The organism is Burkholderia plantarii, from assembly GCF_001411805.1.
Classification (GTDB): domain Bacteria; phylum Pseudomonadota; class Gammaproteobacteria; order Burkholderiales; family Burkholderiaceae; genus Burkholderia; species Burkholderia plantarii.
Genome location: NZ_CP007213.1, coordinates 858387 through 882679, shown reverse-complemented (window position 1 = coordinate 882679; position 24293 = coordinate 858387). Strand labels below are relative to the sequence as shown.

The 24293-nt window shown below is 66.4% G+C and carries 19 protein-coding genes; 3 read left to right on the top strand and 16 right to left on the bottom strand.

Features of this window, described 5'->3' with window-relative positions; all coding sequences use genetic code 11:
- Window positions 1–84 precede the first annotated feature (84 nt).
- Both galU and bpln_RS21230 read left to right on the top strand, forming a co-directional pair.
- The gene (gene galU, locus bpln_RS21235) at window positions 85–969 is read left to right on the top strand and encodes a UTP--glucose-1-phosphate uridylyltransferase GalU (RefSeq protein WP_055139911.1); all 885 of its coding nucleotides are present in this window, start codon (window positions 85–87) and stop codon (window positions 967–969) included.
- A gap of 569 nt (window positions 970–1538) precedes the next feature.
- The gene (locus tag bpln_RS21230) at window positions 1539–2948 is read left to right on the top strand and encodes a UDP-glucose dehydrogenase family protein (protein ID WP_055139910.1); all 1410 of its coding nucleotides are present in this window, start codon (window positions 1539–1541) and stop codon (window positions 2946–2948) included.
- Between the two features lie 88 nt (window positions 2949–3036).
- On the opposite strand, the gene bpln_RS21225 is transcribed toward bpln_RS21230, so the two are convergent.
- From bpln_RS21225 to bpln_RS21165, 13 genes are all read right to left on the bottom strand, one after another.
- Window positions 3037–4269, bottom strand: a complete 1233-nt coding sequence (locus bpln_RS21225) for a glycosyltransferase family protein (protein ID WP_055139909.1) — start codon at window positions 4267–4269, stop codon at window positions 3037–3039.
- Window positions 4266–5639 (bottom strand): DUF6418 domain-containing protein, encoded by a 1374-nt coding sequence (locus tag bpln_RS21220; protein WP_055139908.1) that lies wholly within the window; start codon window positions 5637–5639, stop codon window positions 4266–4268. Before bpln_RS21220 ends, bpln_RS21225 begins: the two co-directional genes overlap by 4 nt.
- Window positions 5636–6865 (bottom strand): glycosyltransferase family 4 protein, encoded by a 1230-nt coding sequence (locus bpln_RS35895; RefSeq protein WP_209444939.1) that lies wholly within the window; start codon window positions 6863–6865, stop codon window positions 5636–5638. Before bpln_RS35895 ends, bpln_RS21220 begins: the two co-directional genes overlap by 4 nt.
- The gene (locus bpln_RS21210) at window positions 6862–8295 is read right to left on the bottom strand and encodes a lipopolysaccharide biosynthesis protein (RefSeq protein WP_055139906.1); all 1434 of its coding nucleotides are present in this window, start codon (window positions 8293–8295) and stop codon (window positions 6862–6864) included. The genes bpln_RS35895 and bpln_RS21210 overlap by 4 nt, the downstream gene beginning before the upstream one ends.
- 21 nt (window positions 8296–8316) lie before the next feature.
- Window positions 8317–9492 carry a glycoside hydrolase 5 family protein gene (locus tag bpln_RS21205; protein WP_055139905.1) on the bottom strand — a complete coding sequence of 392 codons (1176 nt, stop codon included), beginning with the start codon at window positions 9490–9492 and terminating at the stop codon, window positions 8317–8319.
- The gene (locus tag bpln_RS21200) at window positions 9489–10643 is read right to left on the bottom strand and encodes a glycosyltransferase (protein WP_063891313.1); all 1155 of its coding nucleotides are present in this window, start codon (window positions 10641–10643) and stop codon (window positions 9489–9491) included. The genes bpln_RS21205 and bpln_RS21200 overlap by 4 nt, the downstream gene beginning before the upstream one ends.
- Before the next feature lie 97 nt (window positions 10644–10740).
- A complete protein-coding gene (locus bpln_RS21195; RefSeq protein WP_055139904.1) occupies window positions 10741–12993 on the bottom strand; it encodes a polysaccharide biosynthesis tyrosine autokinase in 2253 nt (750 codons plus the stop codon).
- On the bottom strand, window positions 12994–13428 hold the full coding sequence (locus bpln_RS21190; protein ID WP_055139903.1) for a low molecular weight protein-tyrosine-phosphatase: 435 nt from the start codon (window positions 13426–13428) through the stop codon (window positions 12994–12996).
- Window positions 13429–13433: 5 nt separating this feature from the next.
- Window positions 13434–14552 carry a polysaccharide biosynthesis/export family protein gene (locus bpln_RS21185; protein WP_063891311.1) on the bottom strand — a complete coding sequence of 373 codons (1119 nt, stop codon included), beginning with the start codon at window positions 14550–14552 and terminating at the stop codon, window positions 13434–13436.
- A gap of 18 nt (window positions 14553–14570) precedes the next feature.
- Window positions 14571–15137 carry a hypothetical protein gene (locus tag bpln_RS21180; RefSeq protein WP_148654118.1) on the bottom strand — a complete coding sequence of 189 codons (567 nt, stop codon included), beginning with the start codon at window positions 15135–15137 and terminating at the stop codon, window positions 14571–14573.
- Window positions 15138–15205: 68 nt separating this feature from the next.
- Entirely contained in the window at window positions 15206–16585 is a 1380-nt protein-coding gene (locus bpln_RS21175) for an undecaprenyl-phosphate glucose phosphotransferase (protein WP_055139900.1), read from the bottom strand.
- Between the two features lie 46 nt (window positions 16586–16631).
- Window positions 16632–18152 carry a mannose-1-phosphate guanylyltransferase/mannose-6-phosphate isomerase gene (locus tag bpln_RS21170; RefSeq protein WP_055139899.1) on the bottom strand — a complete coding sequence of 507 codons (1521 nt, stop codon included), beginning with the start codon at window positions 18150–18152 and terminating at the stop codon, window positions 16632–16634.
- A 1106-nt stretch (window positions 18153–19258) separates the two neighbouring features.
- A complete protein-coding gene (locus bpln_RS21165; RefSeq protein ID WP_055141162.1) occupies window positions 19259–20227 on the bottom strand; it encodes a helix-turn-helix domain-containing protein in 969 nt (322 codons plus the stop codon).
- Window positions 20228–20731: 504 nt separating this feature from the next.
- Between bpln_RS21165 and bpln_RS35890 the strand changes: the two genes are divergently transcribed.
- Window positions 20732–20986 carry a hypothetical protein gene (locus bpln_RS35890; protein ID WP_148654117.1) on the top strand — a complete coding sequence of 85 codons (255 nt, stop codon included), beginning with the start codon at window positions 20732–20734 and terminating at the stop codon, window positions 20984–20986.
- Window positions 20987–21228: 242 nt separating this feature from the next.
- Here bpln_RS35890 and bpln_RS35885 read toward each other — a convergent pair whose 3' ends face one another.
- The 3 genes from bpln_RS35885 to bpln_RS21155 form a co-directional block, all read right to left on the bottom strand.
- Window positions 21229–21543, bottom strand: a complete 315-nt coding sequence (locus tag bpln_RS35885; protein WP_148654116.1) for a hypothetical protein — start codon at window positions 21541–21543, stop codon at window positions 21229–21231.
- A gap of 353 nt (window positions 21544–21896) precedes the next feature.
- Window positions 21897–23126 carry a porin gene (locus tag bpln_RS21160; RefSeq protein ID WP_148654115.1) on the bottom strand — a complete coding sequence of 410 codons (1230 nt, stop codon included), beginning with the start codon at window positions 23124–23126 and terminating at the stop codon, window positions 21897–21899.
- Window positions 23127–23133: 7 nt separating this feature from the next.
- Window positions 23134–24216, bottom strand: a complete 1083-nt coding sequence (locus bpln_RS21155; protein ID WP_055139897.1) for a porin — start codon at window positions 24214–24216, stop codon at window positions 23134–23136.
- Window positions 24217–24293 lie beyond the last annotated feature (77 nt).

Sequence of the window (24293 nt, the reverse complement as noted above, 5' to 3'; positions counted from 1 at the left end):
CGCGTCGAACACGCCGGCCTCCTCCGGCGGCGGCGCCAGATGCCGAGGTGTCCGCCCGTCATTCGACCCAATGGAACCACTACCATGTTGAAAGTCACCAAAGCCGTATTCCCGGTCGCCGGGCTCGGCACCCGCTTCCTGCCCGCCACCAAGGCGAGTCCGAAGGAGATGCTGCCGGTCGTGGACAAGCCCTTGATCCAGTACGCGGTCGAGGAAGCCATCGAGGCAGGCATAACCGAGATGATCTTCGTCACCGGGCGCAGCAAGCGCGCGATCGAGGATCATTTCGATAAGTTCTACGAAATTGAAGCCGAGCTCGAGGCACGCGGCAAGGAAAAACTGCTGGCGCTGGTCCGCGGTATCAAGCCGGGTCACGTCGACTGCTTTTATGTCCGTCAGGCCGAAGCCCTCGGCCTCGGCCATGCCGTCATGTGCGCCGAGAAACTGGTGGGGGACAATCCGTTCGCCGTGATTCTCGCCGACGACCTGCTCGACGGACCGACACCGGTGCTGCGCCAGATGATCAACGTATTCGACCACTATCATGCGTCGGTCATCGGTGTCGAGGAAATCGCCCCGGAAGAATCGAAATCGTATGGCGTGATCGACGGCAGGCGCTGGGAAGACGATCTCTTCAAGCTGTCGGGCATCGTCGAGAAGCCCGAGCCCGCGCTGGCGCCGTCGAACTTCGGCGTCGTGGGCCGCTACGTGCTGAAGCCGAAGATCTTCGACCATCTTCGCCGCCTGAAGCCCGGCGCCGGCGGCGAACTGCAGCTGACCGACGCGATTCAGTCGCTGCTCGCCGACGAGCAGGTGCTCGCGTACCGGTACGACGGCACGCGTTTCGATTGCGGCAGCAAGCTCGGCTATCTGAAGGCGACAGTGGAATTTGCGTTGCGGCATCCGGAAGTCGCGGCGGACTTCCAGCAGTATCTGCTCGCGCGCATGACCGAATCGCTGCTCGCCTGATGCATGACGGCGGGACGTGCAAGATCCTCGCGTGCCGGCCCGCGGCGGCATCGCCCACTGACGCCGCGCACGGTTTCGGGCGGTCGTCGCGCGGGATTCACCACGGCGCCGCGGCCATTCCTCCCGACCGCCTTGCAGGCAGGCGGTCGAGCGGCGAGCGCCACGCGAGCGCCATCGAGAATGGCGGCCCGGACCAGCATTCTGTCGGACCCGCATGCCGGGTATCAGCCACCATGGGTCTGTCACGCCACGCACCGTTGCGGCCACCGTTCGGGACCGATGCCGATCCTCGTCTACCGCGTCGATCCCGCGCCCGATCGCTGCGGCACCGGCAGGCACGTGGTCGACCGAGCGGGAACGTTGGCGGATCAAGGCGACACCGCCGGCACCGCTTCGCGCTCCGCTCCGGGCGGATCCGCATGGCCCGAGGCACGCCCGGCGCATGGCGTGGCGCGATCCACATTCGTCGCCCGGACACGCATCGCGCCGCCATCCTTCCGGCGCCATCGGATCCGGCATCCGGTCTCCGGAATTTTCCAACCACAATCGATCCGTTTCCCTGCTCCGACATGAAAATCACCATCATAGGAACCGGCTACGTCGGCCTCGTCACCGGCGCGTGCCTTGCCGAAATCGGCAACGACGTGTTCTGCCTCGACGTCGACCCGCGCAAGATCGACATCCTGAACGGTGGCGGCGTACCGATTCACGAGCCGGGCCTGAAGGAACTGATCGATCGCAATCGCGCGAGCCGGCGAATACAGTTCTCGACCGACATCGAGGCCGGGGTCGCGCACGGCGACATCCAGTTCATCGCGGTCGGCACGCCTGCCGACGAGGACGGCTCCGCCGACCTGCAGTATGTCCTCGCCGCCGCGCGCAACATCGGGCGTTACATGACGGCCCCCAAGGTGGTGGTCGACAAGTCGACCGTGCCTGTCGGCACCGCGTCGCAAGTACGCGACGCCATCGCGACGGAGCTGACGCGGCGTGGCCTGCGCCACGAATTCTCGGTCGTGTCGAACCCCGAGTTCCTGAAGGAAGGCGCGGCCGTCGACGACTTCATGCGCCCCGACCGCATCGTCATCGGCACCGACGCGGACGACGCCGGCGAGCGGGCGCGCGAGCAGATGAAGCGACTGTACGCGCCGTTCAACCGCAATCACGAACGCACGCGGCACATGGACGTGCGTTCGGCCGAATTCACCAAGTACGCGGCCAACGCGATGCTGGCCACGCGGATCTCGTTCATGAACGAGCTGGCGAACCTGGCCGATCGCGTCGGTGCCGACATCGAGGCCGTCCGGCGCGGGATCGGTTCGGATCCGCGCATCGGCCACGACTTCCTGTATGCCGGTGTCGGCTACGGCGGATCGTGTTTCCCCAAGGATGTCCGTGCCCTGGTGCGAACCGCGGCCGAGTACGGCGAATCCCTGCGGATCCTGGAGGCCGTCGAAGCGGTCAACGATGCGCAGAAGAAGGTGCTGCTCGACAAGATCGCGGGACGCTTCGGGGAAGACCTGTCGGGACTGACGTTCGGCCTTTGGGGGCTGGCGTTCAAGCCGAATACCGACGACATGCGTGAAGCGCCGAGCCGCGAGCTGGTGGCCGGGCTCCTGAAGCGCGGCGCGATCGTGCGCGCTTACGATCCGGTCGCGACGAACGAGGCGCGGCGCGTGATCGCGCTCGACCTGAGCCACGCCCCGGCTGCCCACTCCCGGCTCGCTTTCGTGGCGACGGCGGAAGACGCCGCGGCCGGCGCCGACGCACTCGTGATCGTCACCGAGTGGAAGATGTTCAAGAGCCCGAATTTTTCAGCGCTGATCGCGCTGCTGGATGCGCCGGTGGTCTTCGACGGCCGGAATCTCTATGAACCCGACGCCATGGCGGCACTCGGCATCGAGTATTACGGCATTGGCCGGCCGCACGTCCCCGTGCAAACCGCGCCGGCCGGGGCGCTACAGGTGATGCGAAAATAACGCTCCCGCCGGTGTCGGGCGCGTGCGGCCAGCCACGGAGGCCGCGTGGCCCGACGCATGCGACATGCGGCGGTACCGCCACCCCGTCTCAATCCGGTCTCGCACGGCCGTTCACCAATGCGGCATAAGCGGACCGATGCCGATCGGCAATCGCACCCCAGCTGGGCGCATGGGCCGTCGCGCGACGCGGCGCGTCGAACGCCGGCAAATCGGCGATCGCGTGCGCCAGCACCGCCGGCTCGACATCCGGCCCGACGAACCGGATCGCACCGCTATGTTGCAAGCCGTCGATATCGATCAAACCGTCGAACTCGCCCGGATACTCGGGCGGCGTACAGATGACCGTGGCGCCGAGTTCGAGCGAATACCAAAAACTGCCACGTCGTGACGACACGCCATCCTTGTAGAGATACAGGTGCGCGTCACAGGCCGCGAGCCAATGTGCGAGCGTGGTCTCGTCCTCGACGTAGCCCTCGTGAATCACGTGGTCGAGCAGGTTTCGCGCACGCAGGTCGGCGCGGAATTGCTCGCGCGCCGCGTCATGCCCGTCCGGAAAGTCGCCGCAGATCAGCAGCCGCGCATTCACCCCGGTCCGGATCAACGCCGCCAGCGCGTCCAGCAGTTTCACCGGCTGCTTCCAGTCGTAGATGAAGCCGAAAAAACCGAGCAGCACGCCCGGGCGGCCGGAGGCGTCGCCGAGCATCGCAGCGCGCTCGCGCGTCACCCGCGTTCGATCGATCGGCGGCACCTTCACATTGACGCCGATCGGAATCACCTCGATGCGCTGCCATGCGCCCCGCAGCCGTCCGACGGCGCTGCGCAGATAGCTGTCGCGCTCCCGCTTCGATACGAAGATCAACAGGTCGGACGAGAACGCGAGCGGCAGGATGCTCAGCTTCCGGAGCCAGTGCATGCTGCGCCATTCATGGAACGTGGTCGCCACTTTGGTACGCGCCCACGGGAGCCCGCGTTTCGCGACGGCGCCGAGCAGGCCCGCAAGCGGACTGCGCCCCCAACCTTCATACGGATATTGCACGTGGACGATCGACGCGTTCCGCACCGCATCCGGCAGCGCGAACCAGCCGAGCGTCGAACCCGGCTTGAACACGATCCGGGTAAAGTCGAGCTGCGTGCCGCCCGCGCGCCTCGACAGCTCGGCCGCGAGGCATTCTCCGTACTCACCTACCGCGCATCGGTCCGAGGCCGCATCGTAACCGGCCAACATGACGACGCGCACCTGCCCGCCAATCTTCTCGAGGTTCGCCACATTCATCCCCTTGCGCCGGAAGCCGGCAACGTCGAACTGCATGTCTTCGGTCATCCGAATCGCGTCGACACGGCACCAGACCGCATGCGGCGCTTTCCGAACAGAAAGATCGCAAACCGGAAAATGATCAGCGTCGCAACCGTACGCATACCGAACAGATACCAGAAGTCGCCCTGCTGAAGTCCGAGCATCAGCAAGGCATACAGCTTCGCCGAGACGACGAGCAACAGCAGATTTTCGCCGCTCATCGCCGCCGTGAGCGCGCGCACCACCACGGCCGCGAACATGCCCAGCAGGCACTCGATCAGCAGCGACGGCCAGAAGCCGAACAGGAAGTACAGATAGCCGGAGGTCCCCATCGTGAAGGTCACCCCGTTCTCCGTATACGCGTTGTACAACGACGTATCGGCAAACTTGTACATCAGTTCGCGCACGCCGACGGGCGGCCATAGATTCACGTAGTCGTCGACCGACGCCGCGCCCAGGCTGCCGATATTGCGTTCGATCGACTCGGGTTTCGCCTGGTCGCGCCCGGCCTGGTCCGAAGCCACCGCATACCAGAGCTGCCCCTGCAGCACCGCGCGCGCCGCGACCGATACGAATACGTCCTTGTTCTGGCTCGAGTAGGAAATCGCGACCGCGCCGAACCCGAAGACGGCCGCCAACAGCCCCACCCGCAGCAACGTTCCGGAAAGATCCCGGCCCTCGCCTTGCGCGATCGTCCGGACGCCGAAAAACGACACGACCAGCGAGACCGTCGACATGAGCTGCTCGCCATGCAGCACGTTGACCAGCATGACCAGCACCATGCCCAGCAACGCGATGCGCCGTCCGAACCGGCGCGGCCCCCCGGCCAACACGCCGAACAGGAACACGGCGATCAGCCGGTTGGCGAGGAAGAACGACAACGGGGCGTTGCCGGAATTGGCCCGAAACGAAAAGCGGTCCATCCCGCTGAACAGCGAAAAGCCGTACGCGAGCCCCGCCACGATGCCCGTCGCGCAGATCGCGCAGCCGATGGCAAACGCGAGCCGCGCCTGCAGCCGCGTCAGCACGATACGGCCGGCGCCCGGGCCGGCGCGCCGCGCTCTCAGTATCCAGGTCGCGCCCGCGAAGAACGCGACGTCGTGCAGCAACAATCCCGACGATGCACCGATATCGCGACCGAGCATGCCGATTTCGGACATCGTCGCGCCGAACTCGATCATCACCACCGACAACAACTCGCTCAGCTTCAGCACCGCGTACGGCACGAGCAGCAGCGCCGCGCGGCTGCTCGCGCGGAGGAACACGATCAGGAGCAACGCGTACACCCCGACCGCGAGCCATGCCGACTCGCGTCCCAGCCCCGCGTCCGCGAGCAACAGCAGCAGGATCGAGGACGCGACGACGATGCCGCCGAGCACCATGGTGTTTCGGCTCATGCCCGCTCCGCCGGCGACGCATTCATTTCGATCGCCCGCCAATACAGTTCGACGTACCGCGTGGCGATCGCATGGGGGTCGAACAGGCGCTCGATCGATTCGTCGTCTCCGTCGTCGTCGCGGGACGCCTTCACGCGGTGCTCGGCCGCGACCTGTTCGAGCGCGTCGAGCAATGCGGCTTCGCGGCCCGCGTCGAACACGCGGCAGCGCGACCGGCCCGCGACGAGTTCCGGCAGCCCACCGCGATTCGAGCAGACCACGGTCCGCCCGAATACCAGCGCCTCGGCGACGGTCCGGCCGAACGGTTCGTCCCATCGCGACGGCACGACGACGACATCGGCGTCCCGGTACAGCCGCGCGGCATCCACGTGGCCCAGCAAGCTCACATCCGGACCCGCGTGCCGGGCCAGTTCGGCGACGAAGCCATCGGGACCGCTCCCGGCGATCAGCAGCCGCACGTCGTGATGCCGCGCGCGCAGCAGGTTGAACGCGCGCAGCAACTCGCGCGCGCCCTTTTCCGGAACGAGCCGGCCGATGTAACCGAACACGATCGGCGCTCCCGCCTCGCGGGCGTGTGTTTTCGCTTCGGGCGGCACCGCCGGCACGCTGTTGTAGACGACGGCGCTGTCGCGGCGCTCGGCAAACCAGTCGTGCAGCAGGTGCTCGGCCAGCACGTGTTTGCTGATTCCGACGACCGTCGAAACGTGGCGCGAGTCGACGCGCTTCCTCATGCACAGCACGCGGCAGTCCGCGCAGCGGCTTTCACAGCGCCGCCCGGCTCGATACAACGAGCCACGGCTACACAGCAGCGCGTAGTCGCGAATGGTGTGAACGATCGGCAGCTCGCGGCGGCCGAGCCATGCCCAGATCGCCGTCGAAAAGCCATGGACGTTGTTGGTATGGACGACGTCCGGCGCCACGTCCCGTACGATCGCCGACAGGCGTGCGATCATCACCGGATTGAACATCTCCAGCCCGTGCCATGCGATGCGCGCCGCGACGCCCTTGTCACGGCCGTCGAAGGGCCAGTAGACGTTGAACAGCCCGACCCGGTATACATTCACGCCGTTGATCGTCTCGACGCACGGCGCGCCCTTGCGCGCGATGCAGACGACCGATATCTCGTGCCCCAGTGCCACCAGGCTTTCGGCGAGCAGTTGCACCGACACTTCGGCGCCGCCGGTCCGGTCCGGGTAGTAGAGCGTGTTGACGATCAGCACCCTCACGTCGCCTCCGAAACGCGAGTCGTCCTGAGCGTGAGGTAGCACGCGCCATAGAACAGCAGCGTGGCCGCACCGGCCGCGAGTGCCAGCGCGACCGGCGTCCCCACGGGACCGATCCACAACAGCAGGGCCGCCATCGGAATCGCACAGGACAGCACGCGCACGCAGTCGACCGTCACGACCGGAATGTCGATGAACCGCCGCCCGCTCGCCGCCGATGCAATCAACGCCACCGTGTAGCCCGTCAGCGACGACAACGATGCGCCGATGGCACCGTAATGCCGCGTCAGCATCAAATGCGCAGCCACGCACGCCGCCGCGCCGAGTGCGTTGGGAAACAGGCTGAGCCCGGTCCGGCGTGCGAGACTGAACGCGATGTCGAAGTGCCCGTTCTTGAGGCCGAAGACGATCGCCGACAGGGCGGCAAGCGATAGCACGTTCGCCGTCGTGCCGGAATAACGCGCGCCGAACAGGACGTGGATGATCGACGCCGACTGGCACAGCAACACCACCAGGAGCGGCGTGGCGAGCAGGCAATAGAACAGCAGGTTGCGCTCGAGCCCGCGGCGCACCGAGCTGCGATCCTCGCTCTCGTGCGCGCGCACGATCAGCGGATACGACGCCAGGTTGATTGACATCAGCACCACGCCGAGCGACTGCATCGCGATGTCCGCGCCGGCCGCATACCGTCCGACCGCCCCAGCATCGGCCACCTTGCCCAGAAAGAATCGGTCGAAGCCGCTCAGGAAGAAATTGAAGGCGAACGCCGGCGTCAGCGGCAACCCGTAGCGAATCAGCTCACGGCAGATGTCCCGGGTCGGCTTGCTCAGGTCGAACCGTCGCCAGAACCCCGCGCAGACGGCGGCGGTCGCGAGCAGCGCGACACACGTCGATTCGAGCAGCGCGTCGCTCGAGCGCCGCCAGGCGAGCATCGCGACACCCAGCCCGAAGATCAGCCCCGCGCGCAACAGCATGACGGCGCCATAGACCTTCGGTTCGAGATTCGCGCGCTTCAGTTCCAGCGACAGCTCGATCCAGGCGATCAGCACGGTCGCCGGGACCGCGAGCAGGTAGTCGATCCGGTGGAATGCGTCGCCCGATACGTGCAGTGCGATGGCGGCGACCACGATCACGCCCGCCGACAACCACCCGAAACAACGCAGCACCGAGCGGATGACGGTTTCGGGCGCTTCCCGACAGGCCGGATAGAAGCGCAGCAGCGACAGACGCAGCCACTGGAACAGCACGATGTTGCCGGTCGTCATGGCGACGATCAGCAGCGAGTACATTCCGTACTCCCGCGGCCCGAGCATGCGCGCGAACACGATCACGGACGCAAAACTGACGAGCGCCGGGCCGCCGCGCGCGAGCAGGTACCAGAAGACGTGCCCGGACAGGCCCGGGCTCTTTTGCGTTTGGCTCAAGGTGGCCATCAGTATGGGGATCCTCGGAAATCAGCGGGCGCGCAATCGCACCTCGGACGGGAAATCCTGCGAGCAGGACGACGACGGCACCGCATGCGTCCGGCAGAACGCCCACATCGCGGGGAATATCTCCAGCATGCCGGTGCCCGGATCGTCCAGGCTGAGCGACCATTCGTTCGACTCGTCGTGCATGGCAGTCGGGCCACCGCGCGGCACCATGATCCACGCGAGCGCGCCCACGACGTGTACCTGCTGGTCGCGCGCCTGCGCGACACCCTGCAGCACGCCTTCGACCGTATCGTCCTGCACGGCCGGATCGATCTGACCGAGATCGCGCCGATAGCGGGTCGGCAGCACGCCGTTCGGCGCGCCGAACTCGCCGATCAGGATCGGCTTTCCGTGCGCCCAGCGCTGCACGCGCCGCAAATACGCGACCACCGCGGGCGGCACGCGGTCGGCGGAACGCGCGTAGAGTCCATAGGTTCGATGGTCGGCCAGCGCCTCGTCGTACAGGTGTACCGATACGATGTCGACGATGTCCGCCAGCGGCGCCCCGTCGTCCGGATAGTTCGCGACGTAGCCGGCCTGCGATGCGTCGGGGGCCTCGCGTCGGCGCTTCCAGCCGCCGACCGTGACCGGCACGCCGGGATACCGGAGGTGGACGAACGACGCCAGCGTCCGGAACTGGGCGAGCCGGTCCGCGTCGAGCTCGCGCTCGTTGTCGAGATCGATCACGACCTTGCAGCCCGTCGGCACGAGGCCGTCCAGGATCCGTCCGACCTTGTCGCGATAGGCAAGCGTGCGCGCACGCGCGCGCGCCTGCGAGTCCGGTATCGCGTTGACCTGTCCGGACTCGGCGCGGCTCAGACCGACGACCGGAATGATCGTGAAGCCGCTGCGCCTCGCCTGCTCGCCCACCTGCCGCCAATCCGACGATCCGTAGGACGTACCACGCGAGCCTGGCGCCCATTCCGCGAACGAGGTCACGCGCAACGTGTTGAATCCGGCGAGCCGCGCGAGCCCGAACACATCGCCGCGATCGGTCGACAGGTGCAGCGGATCGCCCGGCAGCAGCTGCGCGATATCGACGTTGGCACCCCACATGCCGTCATCGCCCGCCGCAGCCGCGTGCGGGTTCAGGACCGTCATGCAGCACGCCAGCGCGACGGCCCGCCCGGCCCCGAGCACCCACGCGTGCAGGTTCATGGCGCCTCGCCTTTGCCGGGCAGCATCGCCAGGTCCAGATGCACCGCCCCGGCGCTTTCGGATACCGTTGCGTAGGAAACCGAGTCGTCATACAGCGACGTCCATTGCCGAAATTTCGACTCGGCCCGGAATCGCGCGGTCGCGATGCGCGTCGCGGCATCGGCCATCGTCTCGCGCAACGCGTGATCGCGACTCAGGCGGTCCACGCATTCGGCCATCTCGTCGAGCGACGACGCGACGAAGCCGGTCGTTGCATGCACGACGATGTCGCGATTGCCGATCACATCCGTGACGACGGCGGCAATACCGGCAACCTGTGCCTCGATCACCGCGAGCGGCATGCCCTCCCAGCGCGACGTCTGGACGTACAGGTCCAGGCCCGCCATCGTCGTCAGCGCCTCGCTGCGCGGCAGCCAGCCCGTGCAGCGCACCGCGGCGCCCCGGCCGGCCGCACCGGCTTCGCCGCCGATCCAGACGAACTCGAGCCCCGGCCGCGCCAGCCGGGCGGCAATCGCAAGAAACCACTCGTGATTCTTCTGGTACGACGCGCGGCCCATCATGCCCACGATGGTGCGTCCGTCATCCCGCCTCTCGCGCCGGGGAACCCGGGCGGTGTCCACGCCGTTCTCGATCAGCCGCGCATGTCGTGCGCGCACGCGTCGCCTCAGCTCGTCGAGTTCGCCGGGCGAGCAGGCGACGACGGTGCCGCCGAGGCTGTCCGCGAGCCTCTCGAACGTCAGGTACAGACGCTGCTGCCAGCGCGGTACGTCGCTGCGCAGGAACGACAGGCCGTGGGGGGAGTAGATCACCCGTGCCTCTCCCGCCGTGAGCCGCGCCGCCACGCGTCCGAGCACACCGGCCTTCGACGAGTGCAGATGCACGACGTCGGGCCGCTCCGCGCGCAGCCGCCGCGCGAGGCGGATCACGCCGACCAGGTCGTGCAGCGGCCGCACCGCGCGGTGCATCCGGATCCGGACCAGCTGCACCGCCGGGTCGAACAGCGCGCGGACATTCTCCGGCGTTTCGTCCCGTTCGGAATAGACGACGACGACCTCGTATCCCGCAGCGACGCTCCGGTTGCACAGGTCGACGAGAAACGACAGCACGCCGCCGCCGAACGCTTCCGTGACGTGAACGATCTTGCTCGTCATGGCGCCTCCGCCCCGGAACGTCGTGGATCGTGACCCGCGCGGACGAGGTGGCCGGCAACTTCCGGTTCCCGCCGCCGTGGTGGTGCCGTGCAGGGCATCATGCCGCCTCCGAATCCGCGTACTCGTAGGCCGAGTAGCGATATACGCCGTACTTCGCGCCGTAGCCGTACTTCCCGAGATGCGCCTTCAGGCCGTTGAACACAATCCCCGTCGGAACGGCTCCCGCCTGCGTGAGCCGCTTCGACGATTCGCGAATCTCCGCGATGTTCGTCATGCCCGCCTTGGCGACGAGAAACACCGCGCCGGCATGTTGCGCGAGCACCCCGGTATCGGCCGTCGCGAGCACCGGCGTGGTGTCGATCACCACCATGTCGTAGTCGCGGCTGAACTCGGCGAGCAGCGCCGGCAGGCGCGTCGTCAGCAACAGTTCGTTCGGATTGGGTGGCAGCGTGCCGGTCGCGACGAAGTCGAGATTCGGCAGCACCTGCGAATGCCGGACGTCGCCGATCTGCCGCTGGCCGGCCAGCAGTTCCGAGAAACCCGGCCCGCGATCGACGCCGAAGCAGCGGTGAAGATGGCCCCTGCGCATGTCCGAGTCGATCAACAACACCCGGCTCCCGGCGTTCGCCAGCACCGCCGCGAGGTTCGACGACACGAACGACTTGCCGACGCCGGGTGTCGGCCCGGAGATGACAACCACGTTCGACGCGGCGTCGAGCATCGCGAACTGCATCGCGGTCCGCAGACTGCGCAGACTTTCGACCGCCGGATCGCGCGGCTCGACGTTCGACAGCACCAGCGCTTCCGCCCCCCGGGTGGGCGGCCTGCGTACCAGCGCCGTCTGTCGCGCGCTGTACGGCACCACGGAATACACGCTCAGCCCGCTCCGCTGCTCGAGCTCGTCCGGATTGGTGACGCCGCCGAACATCGTCGAGCGCAGCCAAGCGCCGCCGCAGCCGAGCGACAGCCCCAGCACCAGCGATACCGCCAGGTCGATCCACGCCTTCGGCTTGACCGGCTCGTCGGGCACGACCGCCGTATCGACGAGCCGCACGGTGCCGACCTTGCCCGCCTTCAACAGCTTGAGTTGCTGGATGTTGTCGAGCATCGCGACATAGAGCCCCTGACTCACCTGCACGTCGCGCGTCAGGCGCAGGATGCCCTGTTCGACCATCGGTCGGCTGCGGATCTTCGCGTCCAGCACGCCGAGCTGGCTGTTCAGCGACTGAATCTGGTCGTTCAGCGCGACCATCGCCGGATGCGACGGCCCGAACCTCGACATCAGTTCCTCGCGACGCTGCTTCAACCCGATCAGCTGCGTATCGATGTCGACCGACTGCTGCAGCATCAACCCTGCCTCGTCGCCCAGGTTGACGGTCCCGAGTCTGGTGCGCATCGCGTTGAAGCGATCCTCGGCCTGCTCCAGGTCGTGCTTCATGACCGGCAGCTGACTGTTCAGGAATGCGATGGAACGCTCCGCCTCCTCCGACTTGCGACCGATGTTTTGCCGAACGTACTCCCGTCCGACCGCGTTCATCACCTCGGAGACCAACACCGGATCCTTGTTCTGCCAGACCACGCTGATCACGCCCGACTGCTTGCCGAGCTCGGTGATCTTCATCCGCTCCTGCAGATCGTCGATGGTCTGCAGTCGCGAGTAGCGAATCACGTCGAATGCGGCGCCTGGCCGGGCATCGATCCCGCGAACCTGCAGCCGGGCGGGGCCGTCGACCGTCGAAAACGACAGCAATTCGCCGATCCGGCCGATCACGGGCTGCGCGAGATCCTCACCGGACAGCCGGTAGCGGTCGCGGTCGAGCCGTGTAATCCGGAACTTGTCGGCCTCGTCGTCGGCCGGCACATCGAACGTGTCGATCTGGATCGACTCGGTGCCCCAGCAGAATCCGCCCCAGCCGAACAGGCCCGGCTCGGACAGCCCCTTGCCGAACGACGCGATGCGACGGCCGATCAGCGGCACGTAATGCGGCTTCGCATAGATGAACAGCCGCGTGCTGTCCACCGCGCGCGTGACGACCAGGCGCGAGCGGATCAACTCGATTTCCGCGTCGGCCGTCGACTTGACGTCGAATAGCGACGACACGCTGCCAAGCAGGCTGTTCGCCGCGGAATCGATGCTGTTTTCCACCTGGATCAGCAGGTTTCCCTCATACACCCGCGGCCGCAGCAGCGCGTACAGGCCACCGAGGGCAAGGCAAACCGCCGTCACGATCGCGATCATCCTGCGGTTATCGAGGAGGATGTCGACCAGCGCGCCCAGCTCGGCCCCGTCTTCCGGCGGCGAGTCACCGCCGGGTCGTTGCGGTGCGCGGTTCACAGCGTCGAATTTCATTTAGAGGGTTTCCAGTTTCGAGAGCCAGGCGTTCAGGCCGATGTCGATTCGTTCGAGTGCGTGTTCAAATGCTTGACTGCCCTTGCGATACGGATCGTCGATGTCGATGTCGATCAATTCGCCCACGCGAAACACCTTGCCCCGCAGATGCGGAAGCCGCCCCTGAATCGCGGCCTTCTGCTCGCGATCCATCGTCAGGATCAGGTCGGCGTGAAGGCATTGCCGCCACACCAGCTGGCGCGAGCGGTGCGCGCTGATGTCGATGCCTCGCGACCCCAGCAGGCCGACCGCATGCGTGTCGGCCTCGTGGCCGATGACCGCGCACAGGCCGGCGGAGGCGACGGTCTTGTCCGGACGCCGTGCGCGCAGGATGCCCTCGGCCATCGGGCTGCGGCAGATATTGCCCGCGCAGACGACCAGAATCGAATGGATCATGACAATCAGCGCGTCAGGTTGTAGACGACGCCCGAACCCGTCAGGATCTGGCTGACGACCCGATTCAAGCGCGCGAAACCGGTCGCGTCGACGAACACCACGTCCTTCGGCTCGAGCTGGAACTGCTCGGCCAGCGCCAGCGCCACCGGGGAGCGGGCGTCGAGCTGGAATACCGACGGGGTCGCGCCGTCGCGGCCCGCCCGGATCACGAAAACCGATTTCGCGTCGCTCGTCGCGACGCTGACACCGCCCGCCTCGCCGAGCGCCTCGTTCAGGCTCAACCGGGAGTCGTGCATCGTCAGCGACACCGGCTTCGTCACCTCGCCGACGACGAACACCTTCGATTCGTCGCGCGACACGACTCTGACGGCGTCGCCGTCGCGCAGCAGGACCTGCGACGGATTCAGCCCGGCCGCGAGCAACTGGGGAATGCCCAGCCGATACTGCACGCCGCCGCGGTTCAGCAAGACGTTGCTCGCGTCGCCGGACGGCGCGATGCCGCCCGCCTGGCTGAGCGCCTCCGCCAGCGTCATCGGCACGTCCGTGATCGGCTTCACGCCCGCATCACGCACTTCGCCGTCGACGTAGACGCGCTTGCTGCGGAAATCGACCACGCGCAGCGTGAGTTGCGGGCGCGAGATGTACGGCACCAGCGCCGCGGACAACCGCTTCTGTGCGTCGCCGACCGTCATGCCCACGACGCGGAAGCGCCCCACGTACGGAAACTGGATGTCGCCGTCGCCGTCGACGACGTAGCCCGGCAGGGTCTGTTGCGGCAGCCCCGACGGCGTCGCGCCGGCATTCGCGCTGACGAGCGAATAGCTCAGGCTCGGCAGCACGAGTTCGGGATGGTCCCAGACGATGATCGACAGCACGTCCGACGGCCCGATCCGGTACTCGGCCGGCCGGCCGACGAACGGCTCGAGCGCGAGGCGGCGCGTGTCGGCCGCGTGCTCGCGCCCCTGCGTATCGATCAGCGCACTCGTGATCGGCACGACCGGGACACCCGGCTGCGCGTGGGCTCGCGCATTCGGCTCGTCGCTGAACGACATCCCAGGTGCGATCGTGCAGGCGCTCAGGCACCACGCGATGGACAACACCGATACGACACGTAATGAACTCATTGATGGGCCTCGACCGGACTAGTTCAGGTCGCCGGACACGGACGACCGCAGCGGTGCCGCGAGCGAGCTGCCGGACGGAAGCAGCCGCGCCCCCGGATCCAGTGATCGAGGCGTGCCCGTCGCGCTCGTCATGCCGATCGCGCCCATCGTCCCCATCGCCTCCATCCCGCCGGAGAAGCCGGATATACCCGCGACGCCAACGGCGCCGGCCGAACCGGGCGCGCGGCCGGGCGCGAGGCCGAGGGTCGGGAGAGCGGCCGCGATCCCGTCGAGATTGCCCGGCGTGCCGCCCGAATCGCGCGTCGTGACGGTGCCGGCGAGCGTCCCCGGCCCCGCGCTGCCCCACGCCTTCTCCAGATCGGTCACCTGGCGTGTTTCGTAGCTGCGCGCCACCTTCACGCCCAACCGCACGCGGTGGGTGCCGGAACCGACGATCGGCCGGATCACCGACGGCACCGTCGTGGTGGCGGCGTTGTCGAGCATCGGCGCGCCGGTTGCGAGCGCGTCGCCTGACAGGAACTGTGCATGCGCCCCTGGCGCGACCGATAGCGTCAGCAATGCGACGCTGATCCTGACTGCATTCATGCCTGTTTCACCCCGATGACATGTTGTTGTGTCGTGGCCGGCACTCGCCGGCCCTTGAAACCGCCGGCTCAATACGCGTTGCGGCCGCCGAAGCCGTTCACGATCGTCGCGACGACGATCCGCATGTCCAGCGCGAACGACCAGTTCCGCAGGTAATAAAGGTCGTACTCGACGCGCTTCTGCATCTTCTCGAGGCGATCCGTTTCGCCGCGATACCCGTTCACCTGCGCCCACCCTGTAATGCCGGGCTTGATGCGATAGCGATGGATGTAGCCATCGACCACCTTCTGGTAAAGACGGTCGTGCTCGATCGCGTGAGGCCGCGGCCCGACGACCGACATGTCGCCGCGCAACACGTTCAGGAATTGCGGCAGTTCGTCGAGGCTCGTGCGCCGGAGAAAGCGTCCGACGCGCGTAATGCGGGCATCGGTTTTGGTGGCCTGCGTGACCACGCCCGCCGCCTCCACATGCACCCGCATCGTGCGGAACTTCAGGATCCTGAATTCGCGCCCGTCCGCCCCCTTGCGGAACTGCTTGAAGAACACGGGCCCCGGTGACGACAGCTTCACCGCGATCGCGATCACCACCATCAACGGCAGCAGTGCCAGGAGCGCCAGGGCGGCAAACAGGCGGTCGAATATTTCCTTCTGAAGCATCGCGCGGCTCGGCAGCGGCGAAGCGACGAGGTTGATCGCGGGAACCCCGACCAGGTCGGTCATCGCGCCGTCGAACAGTGCAACGCCGCGCACGTCTGGAATGAAGCGGATGTTCACCAGTTCCTCGCTGAATTCGCGGACGACGCGCAGCATCGTCGCCTCTTCCGAGAGCGGCAAGGCGAGCCAGATCTCCTGGACGCCGGTTTCGCGCACATGGGCGGCGAATCGGTCGAAATCGCGGAACGTCGGCACGCCCGAATGCACGGATTCCATCGCCGGGCGCAGTTCGTATACCGCAGCCGCCCGGAAGCCGCTTGCGGAAGATTCGTCGAGCCGGCGCACGACGTGACGGCAATGCGGCCCATGGCCGACCACGGCCACGCTGCGCAGGTTCAGGCCGGCGCGTCGCACGCCACGCAGCGCGAGGTGGGTGGCGACGCGCGATGCGATCAGCGCTCCGCCCGTGATCGCGCTCCAGTAGACGAACCAGAGCCGTGAAATGGCGTCCGCGCGATGCAACAGGAACATCAGGGTGATTCCGCATGCCTGCACGACGAGCCACGCAAGCGAGGTCCTCCCGATCAGCCTGGGCATCGAACGACCGCGCCACGACTCATATACGCCGAAGGCCGGAAACAGCACGAGGGAGAACGCGATGCCGAACGTGACGACCGCGCTGTCGAAATGGCTGTCCGTTGCCCGGTAGAACCGGAACTGCGAAGCCACGAGCGAACCCGCGATGATGAGCCCGACGTCGAGCAGTCGCGCCAGTAATCCTTGCAGCCCGATCATTTTTCCGTCCTCCGCCTCGATCCGCGACACATGAAGTCCCGACTTTTCAGTGACGCCCGTAGATGTCATCGAACCGTACGATGTCGTCTTCGCCGAAATACGAGCCCGATTGCACTTCGATGATCTCGAGCGGCAACTTTCCGGGGTTTTCGAGCCGGTGCGCGATGCCGAGCGGAATGAAGGTCGACTGGTTTTCGGCGAGCATGAATTGCTCGTCGCCGCGGGTCACGAGCGCAGTCCCGCTCACGACGATCCAGTGTTCGGCGCGGTGGTGATGCAGCTGCAACGACAGGCGCCCGCCCGGCTGAACGACGATGCGCTTGACCTGGAAGCGATCGCCGTGGTCGATCGAGTCGTAATATCCCCACGGACGTCGCACCTTCCGATGCCTGTCCGCCTCCTGCGCCTGCTGCGCACGAATCCGGGTGACGAGCCCCTTCACGCACTGCACGCGCGATCGGTCCGCGACCAGCACCGCGTCGGCGGTTTCGACAACGATCACGTCGGTCACGCCCACACAGGCGACCAGCCTTCCCTCCGAATGGGCGAAGCTCGACGTGGCGCCTTCGAATACGACCTTGCCGCGCCCGACGTTTCCGTCGGGGTCCTTGTCGAGTGCTTCCCACACGGCATCCCATGAGCCGAGATCGGACCAACCCGCGTTCAGCGGTATCACCACGCCCTCGGCAAGGTCGCCGCGGGAATTCAGCCGCTCCATCACCGCGTAATCGATCGAGTCCGACGGCGACGCGCGGAATGCCTGCGCGCAGGGCCGATAGAACGGACCGTCTTGTGCGCCGTTCCGGTATGCGGCCACACAGGCCGCATGCATGTCGGGGCACAACGCACGCAACGTGTCGAGCCAGACACTCGCGCGCAAGACGAAAATGCCGCTGTTCCACCAGTACGAGCCGGACTCCAGGTATTGCCCGGCCAGTTCGGCCGCGGGCTTCTCGACGAAGTGCTCGATACGGCGCGCGCCCCCGCCGAGCCCGTCGCCCAGCCTGATGTAGCCATATCCGGCCTCGGGCCGCGTGGGCGATATGCCGAGCATCACGACGGCACCGCGCTCCGCATGTGCGATCGCAACCCGCAGCGCATGATGGAGCGCGCGGGTATCGGCAATCGCGTGATCCGCCGGCATCGCGATGACCACTGCGTCCTCGCCTTCGGCGCACGCGGCGGCCACGGCCAGCGTCAGTGCCGGCGCCGTGTCGCGCCGGACCGGCTCCACCACGATGCGTGCATCGATGCCGCTCGCACGCAGTTGCTCCGCGGTCACGAACCGATGCTCGTCGCCGCACACGACGATCGGCGCGGCCAACTGATGGATCCCCGACGTGAATCCCTTCATGCGCTGAACGGTCTCCTGCAGTAGCGAATCGGCGCCGAGCACGCCGATCAACTGCTTCGGGTGCTGCTCGCGCGACATCGGCCACAGGCGCGACCCCGCCCCCCCTGCCAGCACGACAGGGGCGACGCGAACACGCGACTCGACGAGGTCGCCCGGCCGCCGTTCGGCATGCTCGCTGCCCGGAGGCAGCGTTTCGATCGAATCACCTGTCATTTGGACTCCTATTTGTCAGAGCGACTTGAATCCGCTCGCACGGCAATGCCTGATCGACCCGGAACCGAATCCCCGCTGCGCGTCCTCTACCGCGTCCTTCGCTCTCGCCCGCATCCGCCATTCGGCGTCGCGTTCCGGCGCGTCGGATCGTGCCGGCGCGCGCACGGAGATCGCTCGCGACCTTGAATGCCGCCATCGCGGCCCCTGCTCCGAGTGGCGAGAATCCATCGATCCCGACGACACCGTCGCGGCACTCACGACCGCCCCTTCCTGTTCCGTCGCATCATACTCAGCCGGCTGCGTGCAGAAATATGGCTGGCTGATTCGAACTAGCTGTCGTCCGATTTGCCTGCGGGATTTCCCGAGTCGACGTTCCTTCCTGCGCTCGCTCGCGCGGTCCGGGTCATCGCGCGACAGCGCGAATGCCGGAAAAGAACACGCACCGGCATACCGCGAGCGCCCACGTAACCGACGCATGCACGGCACCGTTGCGACAATGCAGTACCCGGGATGAACGACGCGATCACCGGCGACACCACCACGGTTCGAGACTGCGCCATCCGTCCCGCTCTGCGGGCTCGCGCCGCCTCCCGCAGGCCGCGGATCCGGCGCGACCGCCGCTCGGGCGGAAGGAGCCGCATGCGATGCCGCGTTCCTGCGGGACACGCGATGCCCTTCGTGCCGGAGCGTCGTTCATGACCGGCGCCGACGAAATAAAAAGGCCTGCGCGCATGACTGCGCGCAGGCAAGGTTCCGAGGAGATCGGGGGTACAGCTCCTCGAAAGACCAGTCAGGAGATCGGCGCTGCGCGAGACGTCGTCGCGCATGCGTGGCGGTCGCGGCCGCGCTCATGGCCGGGGCACGTGTCGCCGTGGAACATGAACGCGGACGGCACCCGGATGCGATGCCAAACGCACCGCACCGGCCGACGAGCCGACGACGAGGCGACGCTCCCAGGCACGCCGCTCGCCGAATCCGAGGTCATTGTCAGGAGCCGCATCGATTTTTCGTTGTGTCCGCAACCTGCTTGGCGGCGAGAGCGGCTTGCGAAGGGTGACGCTCATGGACCACGACGTCGTGCCGCGCCAGCCGGGCCGGCAGTTCCACTACGAGATCGAGCCGTTCATCCAGTTCGCCACGCCCGCAACCATCTCGTCGTCCGGCGGCGTGTACATCCCCCTGCGGGCAGCCGCCCGATACTCCGTCGGTGACATCGACAAGTGCTGGCGGAACACCTTCGCGAGCCGGTCGCCGCTGCCCAGGCCGGTGCGCCGCGCGACCTTGTCGGCAGGAAGATCCGTCTCGACCAGCATGCAGCACGCCTTCTCGAGTCGGACCCGCAGCACGAATTCAGTCGGCGTCACGCCGATTTCGTTCTTGAAGCGCCGGAGAAAATTCCGTTCGCTCATGGCCGCGGCCTGAGCGGCGTCCGCAATCGAAATTCGGTTCGCGCTGTTGACACGCAGATGATGCGTGGCCGCGCGAATCAGTTCGCTCGCCCGTGCTTCGCGTGGTCCGAACGCGGCACCCGTCAGTTGTCCCGCCACGCCGGGCATCCGGTTGGTGACGATCTTCTGCGCGATCTCGTATCCCATGTCGTGCGCGACGATCGACAGCGCGGTGGACAGCACGCCTTCGTCCACGGCGGTCGTGACGGAACGCGCGTTCGCACCCGGCAAGGCACGCAGCATGCACGATGCCAACGGTGCCGCTCCCAGCCCCTTCTCATGCAACCGGATGCTCGCCAGTAATCTGCAGCCGCCGCTCGCGCCCTTGACCACGCTCGCGCATCGATACGCGTTATGGAGCCACGCCACCAAGCCGCTGTCATGGGGGGGTGTCGTGTCCTCTCCACCGAGCACGAACATCGCGCGAATCACGCCTGTATCCGGCATATGCGGCGCGTCGGTCCAGATCTGCACGCCCGACGACGACCGGACCGGGCCACCACGCGCCGAATACAGGCTCAGTTCGTAACGATCGGCGAATGCGAACTTGGCGCGGCTCAACTGGTTTGCGTATTCGAACAACGCAGCCAGCTTACCCATTTGCATAACGGAAAATCCGTCGAGCAGCAGCATGATGACGCTCTCTCGCTCGCGGCGGACCTCTATCCCCCGACCACGGCTCACGTTCAACCCCGTTTTCGATATGTCCGACATTGAGTGCATCATCGCTGCCTTTTGACAATTTGTTACATTTTCTTTGGCGCATCATATTCGTCTAAATTGCACTTCAAGTTGTCGGCGTCTGATTTCACCTTGCTGTTGACGGAATTAGTCAAGGGCGTAGCGGGGTACCAATTGACGGGATTCGGGGCGTGATTGCATGCGATCCGAGGATTGGCGGGCCGAGCGCATTGATCGTCGTCACGGATTTCCTTACGGCGGGTTACCTCGGCGCATCATGATCGACTGGCACGGCAAGCACGATGCATGCCGACTGGATAGGTTAAGGGCTCGCCGAAGTTTTTCGCTCGATACGAATCGACAGGTCACCGTGCATCAACGGTGCAAAATGCTTGAGCACGCTGCTTTTTCGCGCGCGTCGGCACGCCCCGGAGCGCGTCGGGAGCACGAATGAGCGCCGTACGCCATTGTCCTGAAATGATTCGGTTTTATAGCGGTGCAATAGCGAATTTTTCTCGTATGTCGCAAGGTCGATCCTGCTATGCATTTTTGTTTTCCAGCGACGCGGGATCGGCTGTTTGTCATCACCGTGCCTTGATCTTTTTCGGCGGCGAACTAATGTATGCCGATGCAATTTCGCCAGGATCGATTCAGGTGCAGCGGGTCCGGATTATTTCCCGTATTGGATGGTTCGGCATTATGTAAGGATTCGCCGAGCCAGACTAGGAGAGGGCCGGCATACGAAGGCGTTCGATCGTTGGCAAGTCGCCAGCTTTAGCAGCGGGGATCAGATTCAATAATCAGTTGATTCACCCATATCAATCGTCGACGCCGACATGCATCGCAAACGCCTACTGACAGGTGCAGCCCCCGGTTCAGGCAATCGAAGCCACCATTCGCTCGGATGAGCCGGTATGGTTCAGCGAGGGCGGCTCGCAGCAGAGGCATCAAAGCTCAAAAACCACATTGAACCTTTCGACAATCCGTTTGGTGAAACGGAATCGGGCTTTTGGATGCCGCACCAGCGCAATCGCTTTCAGGCGGAGATCCCAATGCAGTTCACGAGGAGTTCCTGCATTTCTTCCAGCCTGCATCGTTTCTTCAGACAGTTTCCAGCCTGGAGGACGGCTGCGGAACGCGGCGAGCCCACCTACCATTCGGCGCCGGTCCAGGAGCTCGGCATCCTGATCCCGCCTTCTCGGGAAGCGCTGCTTGCCCCGGCAGTCGCGGGTTGTTTCGCGCGGTCCGGAGCCTGCGGTCATCGATAGCTCGGACCACTGAGTAGTGGCTCGGGGTGCCTTGCCAGGATCCGCTCATTTGCGGTGGGCCGGGGGACTTCGATGACACGCGGGCACCGCCTGGCCGCCCCGGTTCGGCAAGCTCCGAGCGCAACCGGCTCCTGCCGTCGATCGGCGGCACCCGCTGCGCCTGCTGTCCGGTTGCTCGCCCCGCCGGCTTCGGGCGATCCCGGCGAGCCGCGGCATGCTGATCGGTTTCGAGTGCCCGGCGTCGATTCACGACGCTTTCCCGAAACTGGCCAGGCGGCGCCGGAAACACTCATTTCCTTGAGCCGTTCGAGAGAGACTCGATAAGCCAATTGCCACCGACGGCGCGCTCAGAACACCACGCGAATCCCGCCCATCACGGCCAGCTGCCGGCGCGAGCCGCTGTTCTGCAGGTTCGGGATCTGCGCGTAGTTGACGCTGCGTCCGGTCGCGCCGTCGTAGCCGAGCCCCGCGCCGCCCGAGACCTGCCCGATCGCCACGCCGTACAGCGCGGTGCGTTTCGACAGTGCGTAGGTGGTGCCGAGATTCATCTGGTGGATCAGCGTGGTGCCGCCGTCCGACACCTGCGCGCGATTGAAGATGTAGGCCGCGCCCACGCTCCAGTCGCTCGACAGCGCATAGGTGGCGTTCAGCTCCGCGCTGTCGAACGCCACCGACCGGCCGTCGGGCCGCGCGGCGCTGGCGAAATACGCGCTGTCCTCCAGCTTCGTGTGGGTGTAGACCAGCGCCACGTTGGCCTTGCCCATCGCGAGCGAGGCGCCGATGCCGGCGGCCTTGATGGTCGCCGCGTCCTGCAGCCGGCAGAACATCGCGCCGGCATTCGAGCAGGCCAGGTCGCCGAAGTAGCCGTTCTCGCCGCCCAGCACCGTGTTGCGCGGGGCATTCTGCGTCATGTAGCCGGCGCCGATCGAGAACGGACCATGCGTGTACGCGGCCGCCACCGCATAGCCGCGCGCCGCCGCGAACTGTCCGGCCCGGCCGCCGAACGCGAAGGTGCCGCCGAACGTGAAGCCGCCCAGCGACGCGCTCGTGAACTTGACGGCGTTGTTCATGTTGAACGCCTCGTTCAGGTTGTCGATGTCGCCGAAGTGCGAGCCATACGGCGTCGACCAGCTGTTGCTCGAGGCGTAGACGCCGAGGAAGTCCGAATACGAGTCGTACTGGCGGCCGAAACCAAGCGTGCCCCAGCGGCTGTCGCTCAAGCCCACCCAGGCCTGTCGGTCGAACAGCGAGCCGGCCTGCAGCATCGCGCCGTTGCCGGTGAGGAACTGGTTTTCCAGCGCGAACACGGCCTTCAGGCTGCCGCCCAGCGGCTCGCTGCCCATCAGGCCCCAGCGCGAGGGCATCAGGTAGCCGCCGCCGATCTCCACGCCGTGGCCGCCGCCGGCGGGGCTTTGCTGATTGGTCGAATAGATCACGCCAGCGTCGACCGAGCCGTACAGCGTGACGCTGCTCTGCGCCGCCGCCGGCCGCGTGCCGGCCAGCAGCGCCGCGGCCACGGCGGCGAGCATGAGGGTAAGGATGAGCGCGCGGCTCCGGGAACAGGGCGAGGTATCCATGGCGCGCTCAGAACACGTTGCGCAGGCCGATGGCGAGGCCCGTCTGGTTGCTGCGGCCCGGGTAGTCGGCGCGATAGCTGCCGCTGCCATGGGTGAAATCGACCGAGCCGTAGATTTCGGTGCGCCTGGACAGCGCGTACTCGGCGAGCAGCGTGGCCGAGTAGTTGGTGCCGCTGCCGAGCGAGCCGTCGCGCCGCGCCGCGTTGCGCGCGTGGCCGCCGTAGCCGACCAGCGTGATCGCGAGCGGCGCGGTGGCCTGCCACTTCGCGCCGAGGTAGACGTTGTCGTCGATGCGGTTCGGGCTCACGCGCGGCAGCGCGGCGGCGCCCGGCTGCAGCGAGTCGGAATCGGTCAGGCCGGTGTTGTCCTGCGAATGCAGCCAGCCGGCCATCACGCGCAGCGTCGGCGTGAAGGTGTAGATGGCGCTCACGTTGACGATCTGAAACTTCTTGCCGGCCACGTCGTTCTGCTCGAAGCCGACGTCCGTCGACAGCGCGCCGAACCCGTACTCCGCGCTCACGCCCACCATGCTGCCTTCGCCGGCGCGGCCCGGCACGCCGCCGAAGCCGTACATTCCTTCCAGGTGCAGCGCGCCGAAGCGGCCGTCGTACTTTACCGAGCTGTTCGTGAACAGGTGCCGGCCGACCGGGTTGAACACCCAGCAGTCCTGCCAGTAGTCGGCGACGGTCAACGGGTCGTACCCGCCGCCCATCATGTCGAAGAACGGGGTCTGCTGGCGGCCGAGCGTGATCGTGCCGTAGCGGTCGTTCGACAGCCCGACGAAGGCGCTGCGCTGAAACAGCAGGCCCGCCGTGGACAGCTGGCCGGCGGGCAGGTTGAACTGGCTTTCGAGCCGGAAGATCGCGCGGGTGCCGCCGCCCAGTTCCTCGGCGCCCTTCAGGCCCCAGCGGCTCGGCGTCACCACGCCTTCGCGCATCGACACGAGGCCGCCGCCGTTCGCGTCGGCATGGGTCTGGTAACGCACGGCGGTGTCGACGAGCCCGTACAGCGTCACGGAGCCCTGCGCCAGGACCGGTTGCGCCGAGACGGCGAGCAGCGCCGCACCGAGCGCGAGCACGGACTTTTTCATGAAACCCCCTTCTGGAATCGCGGTTCGATCGATTTTTATGAATAAAACGTTGAAATCGAAAATTTCGAAATATCGTA

Bases quoted from the DNA above. Each gene is read 5' to 3' on its own strand.
- galU (WP_055139911.1), top strand. From the start codon at position 85: ATGTTGAAAGTCACCAAAGCCGTATTCCCGGTCGCCGGGCTCGGCACC.
- bpln_RS21230 (WP_055139910.1), top strand. From the start codon at position 1,539: ATGAAAATCACCATCATAGGAACCGGCTACGTCGGCCTCGTCACCGGC.
- bpln_RS21225 (WP_055139909.1), bottom strand. From the start codon at position 4,269: ATGACCGAAGACATGCAGTTCGACGTTGCCGGCTTCCGGCGCAAGGGG.
- bpln_RS21220 (WP_055139908.1), bottom strand. From the start codon at position 5,639: ATGAGCCGAAACACCATGGTGCTCGGCGGCATCGTCGTCGCGTCCTCG.
- bpln_RS21210 (WP_055139906.1), bottom strand. From the start codon at position 8,295: ATGGCCACCTTGAGCCAAACGCAAAAGAGCCCGGGCCTGTCCGGGCAC.
- bpln_RS21205 (WP_055139905.1), bottom strand. From the start codon at position 9,492: ATGAACCTGCACGCGTGGGTGCTCGGGGCCGGGCGGGCCGTCGCGCTG.
- bpln_RS21200 (WP_063891313.1), bottom strand. From the start codon at position 10,643: ATGACGAGCAAGATCGTTCACGTCACGGAAGCGTTCGGCGGCGGCGTG.
- bpln_RS21195 (WP_055139904.1), bottom strand. From the start codon at position 12,993: ATGAAATTCGACGCTGTGAACCGCGCACCGCAACGACCCGGCGGTGAC.
- bpln_RS21190 (WP_055139903.1), bottom strand. From the start codon at position 13,428: ATGATCCATTCGATTCTGGTCGTCTGCGCGGGCAATATCTGCCGCAGC.
- bpln_RS21185 (WP_063891311.1), bottom strand. From the start codon at position 14,552: ATGAGTTCATTACGTGTCGTATCGGTGTTGTCCATCGCGTGGTGCCTG.
- bpln_RS21180 (WP_148654118.1), bottom strand. From the start codon at position 15,137: ATGAATGCAGTCAGGATCAGCGTCGCATTGCTGACGCTATCGGTCGCG.
- bpln_RS21175 (WP_055139900.1), bottom strand. From the start codon at position 16,585: ATGATCGGGCTGCAAGGATTACTGGCGCGACTGCTCGACGTCGGGCTC.
- bpln_RS21170 (WP_055139899.1), bottom strand. From the start codon at position 18,152: ATGACAGGTGATTCGATCGAAACGCTGCCTCCGGGCAGCGAGCATGCC.
- bpln_RS35890 (WP_148654117.1), top strand. From the start codon at position 20,732: ATGAGCGCCGTACGCCATTGTCCTGAAATGATTCGGTTTTATAGCGGT.
- bpln_RS35885 (WP_148654116.1), bottom strand. From the start codon at position 21,543: ATGACCGCAGGCTCCGGACCGCGCGAAACAACCCGCGACTGCCGGGGC.
- bpln_RS21160 (WP_148654115.1), bottom strand. From the start codon at position 23,126: ATGGATACCTCGCCCTGTTCCCGGAGCCGCGCGCTCATCCTTACCCTC.
- bpln_RS21155 (WP_055139897.1), bottom strand. From the start codon at position 24,216: ATGAAAAAGTCCGTGCTCGCGCTCGGTGCGGCGCTGCTCGCCGTCTCG.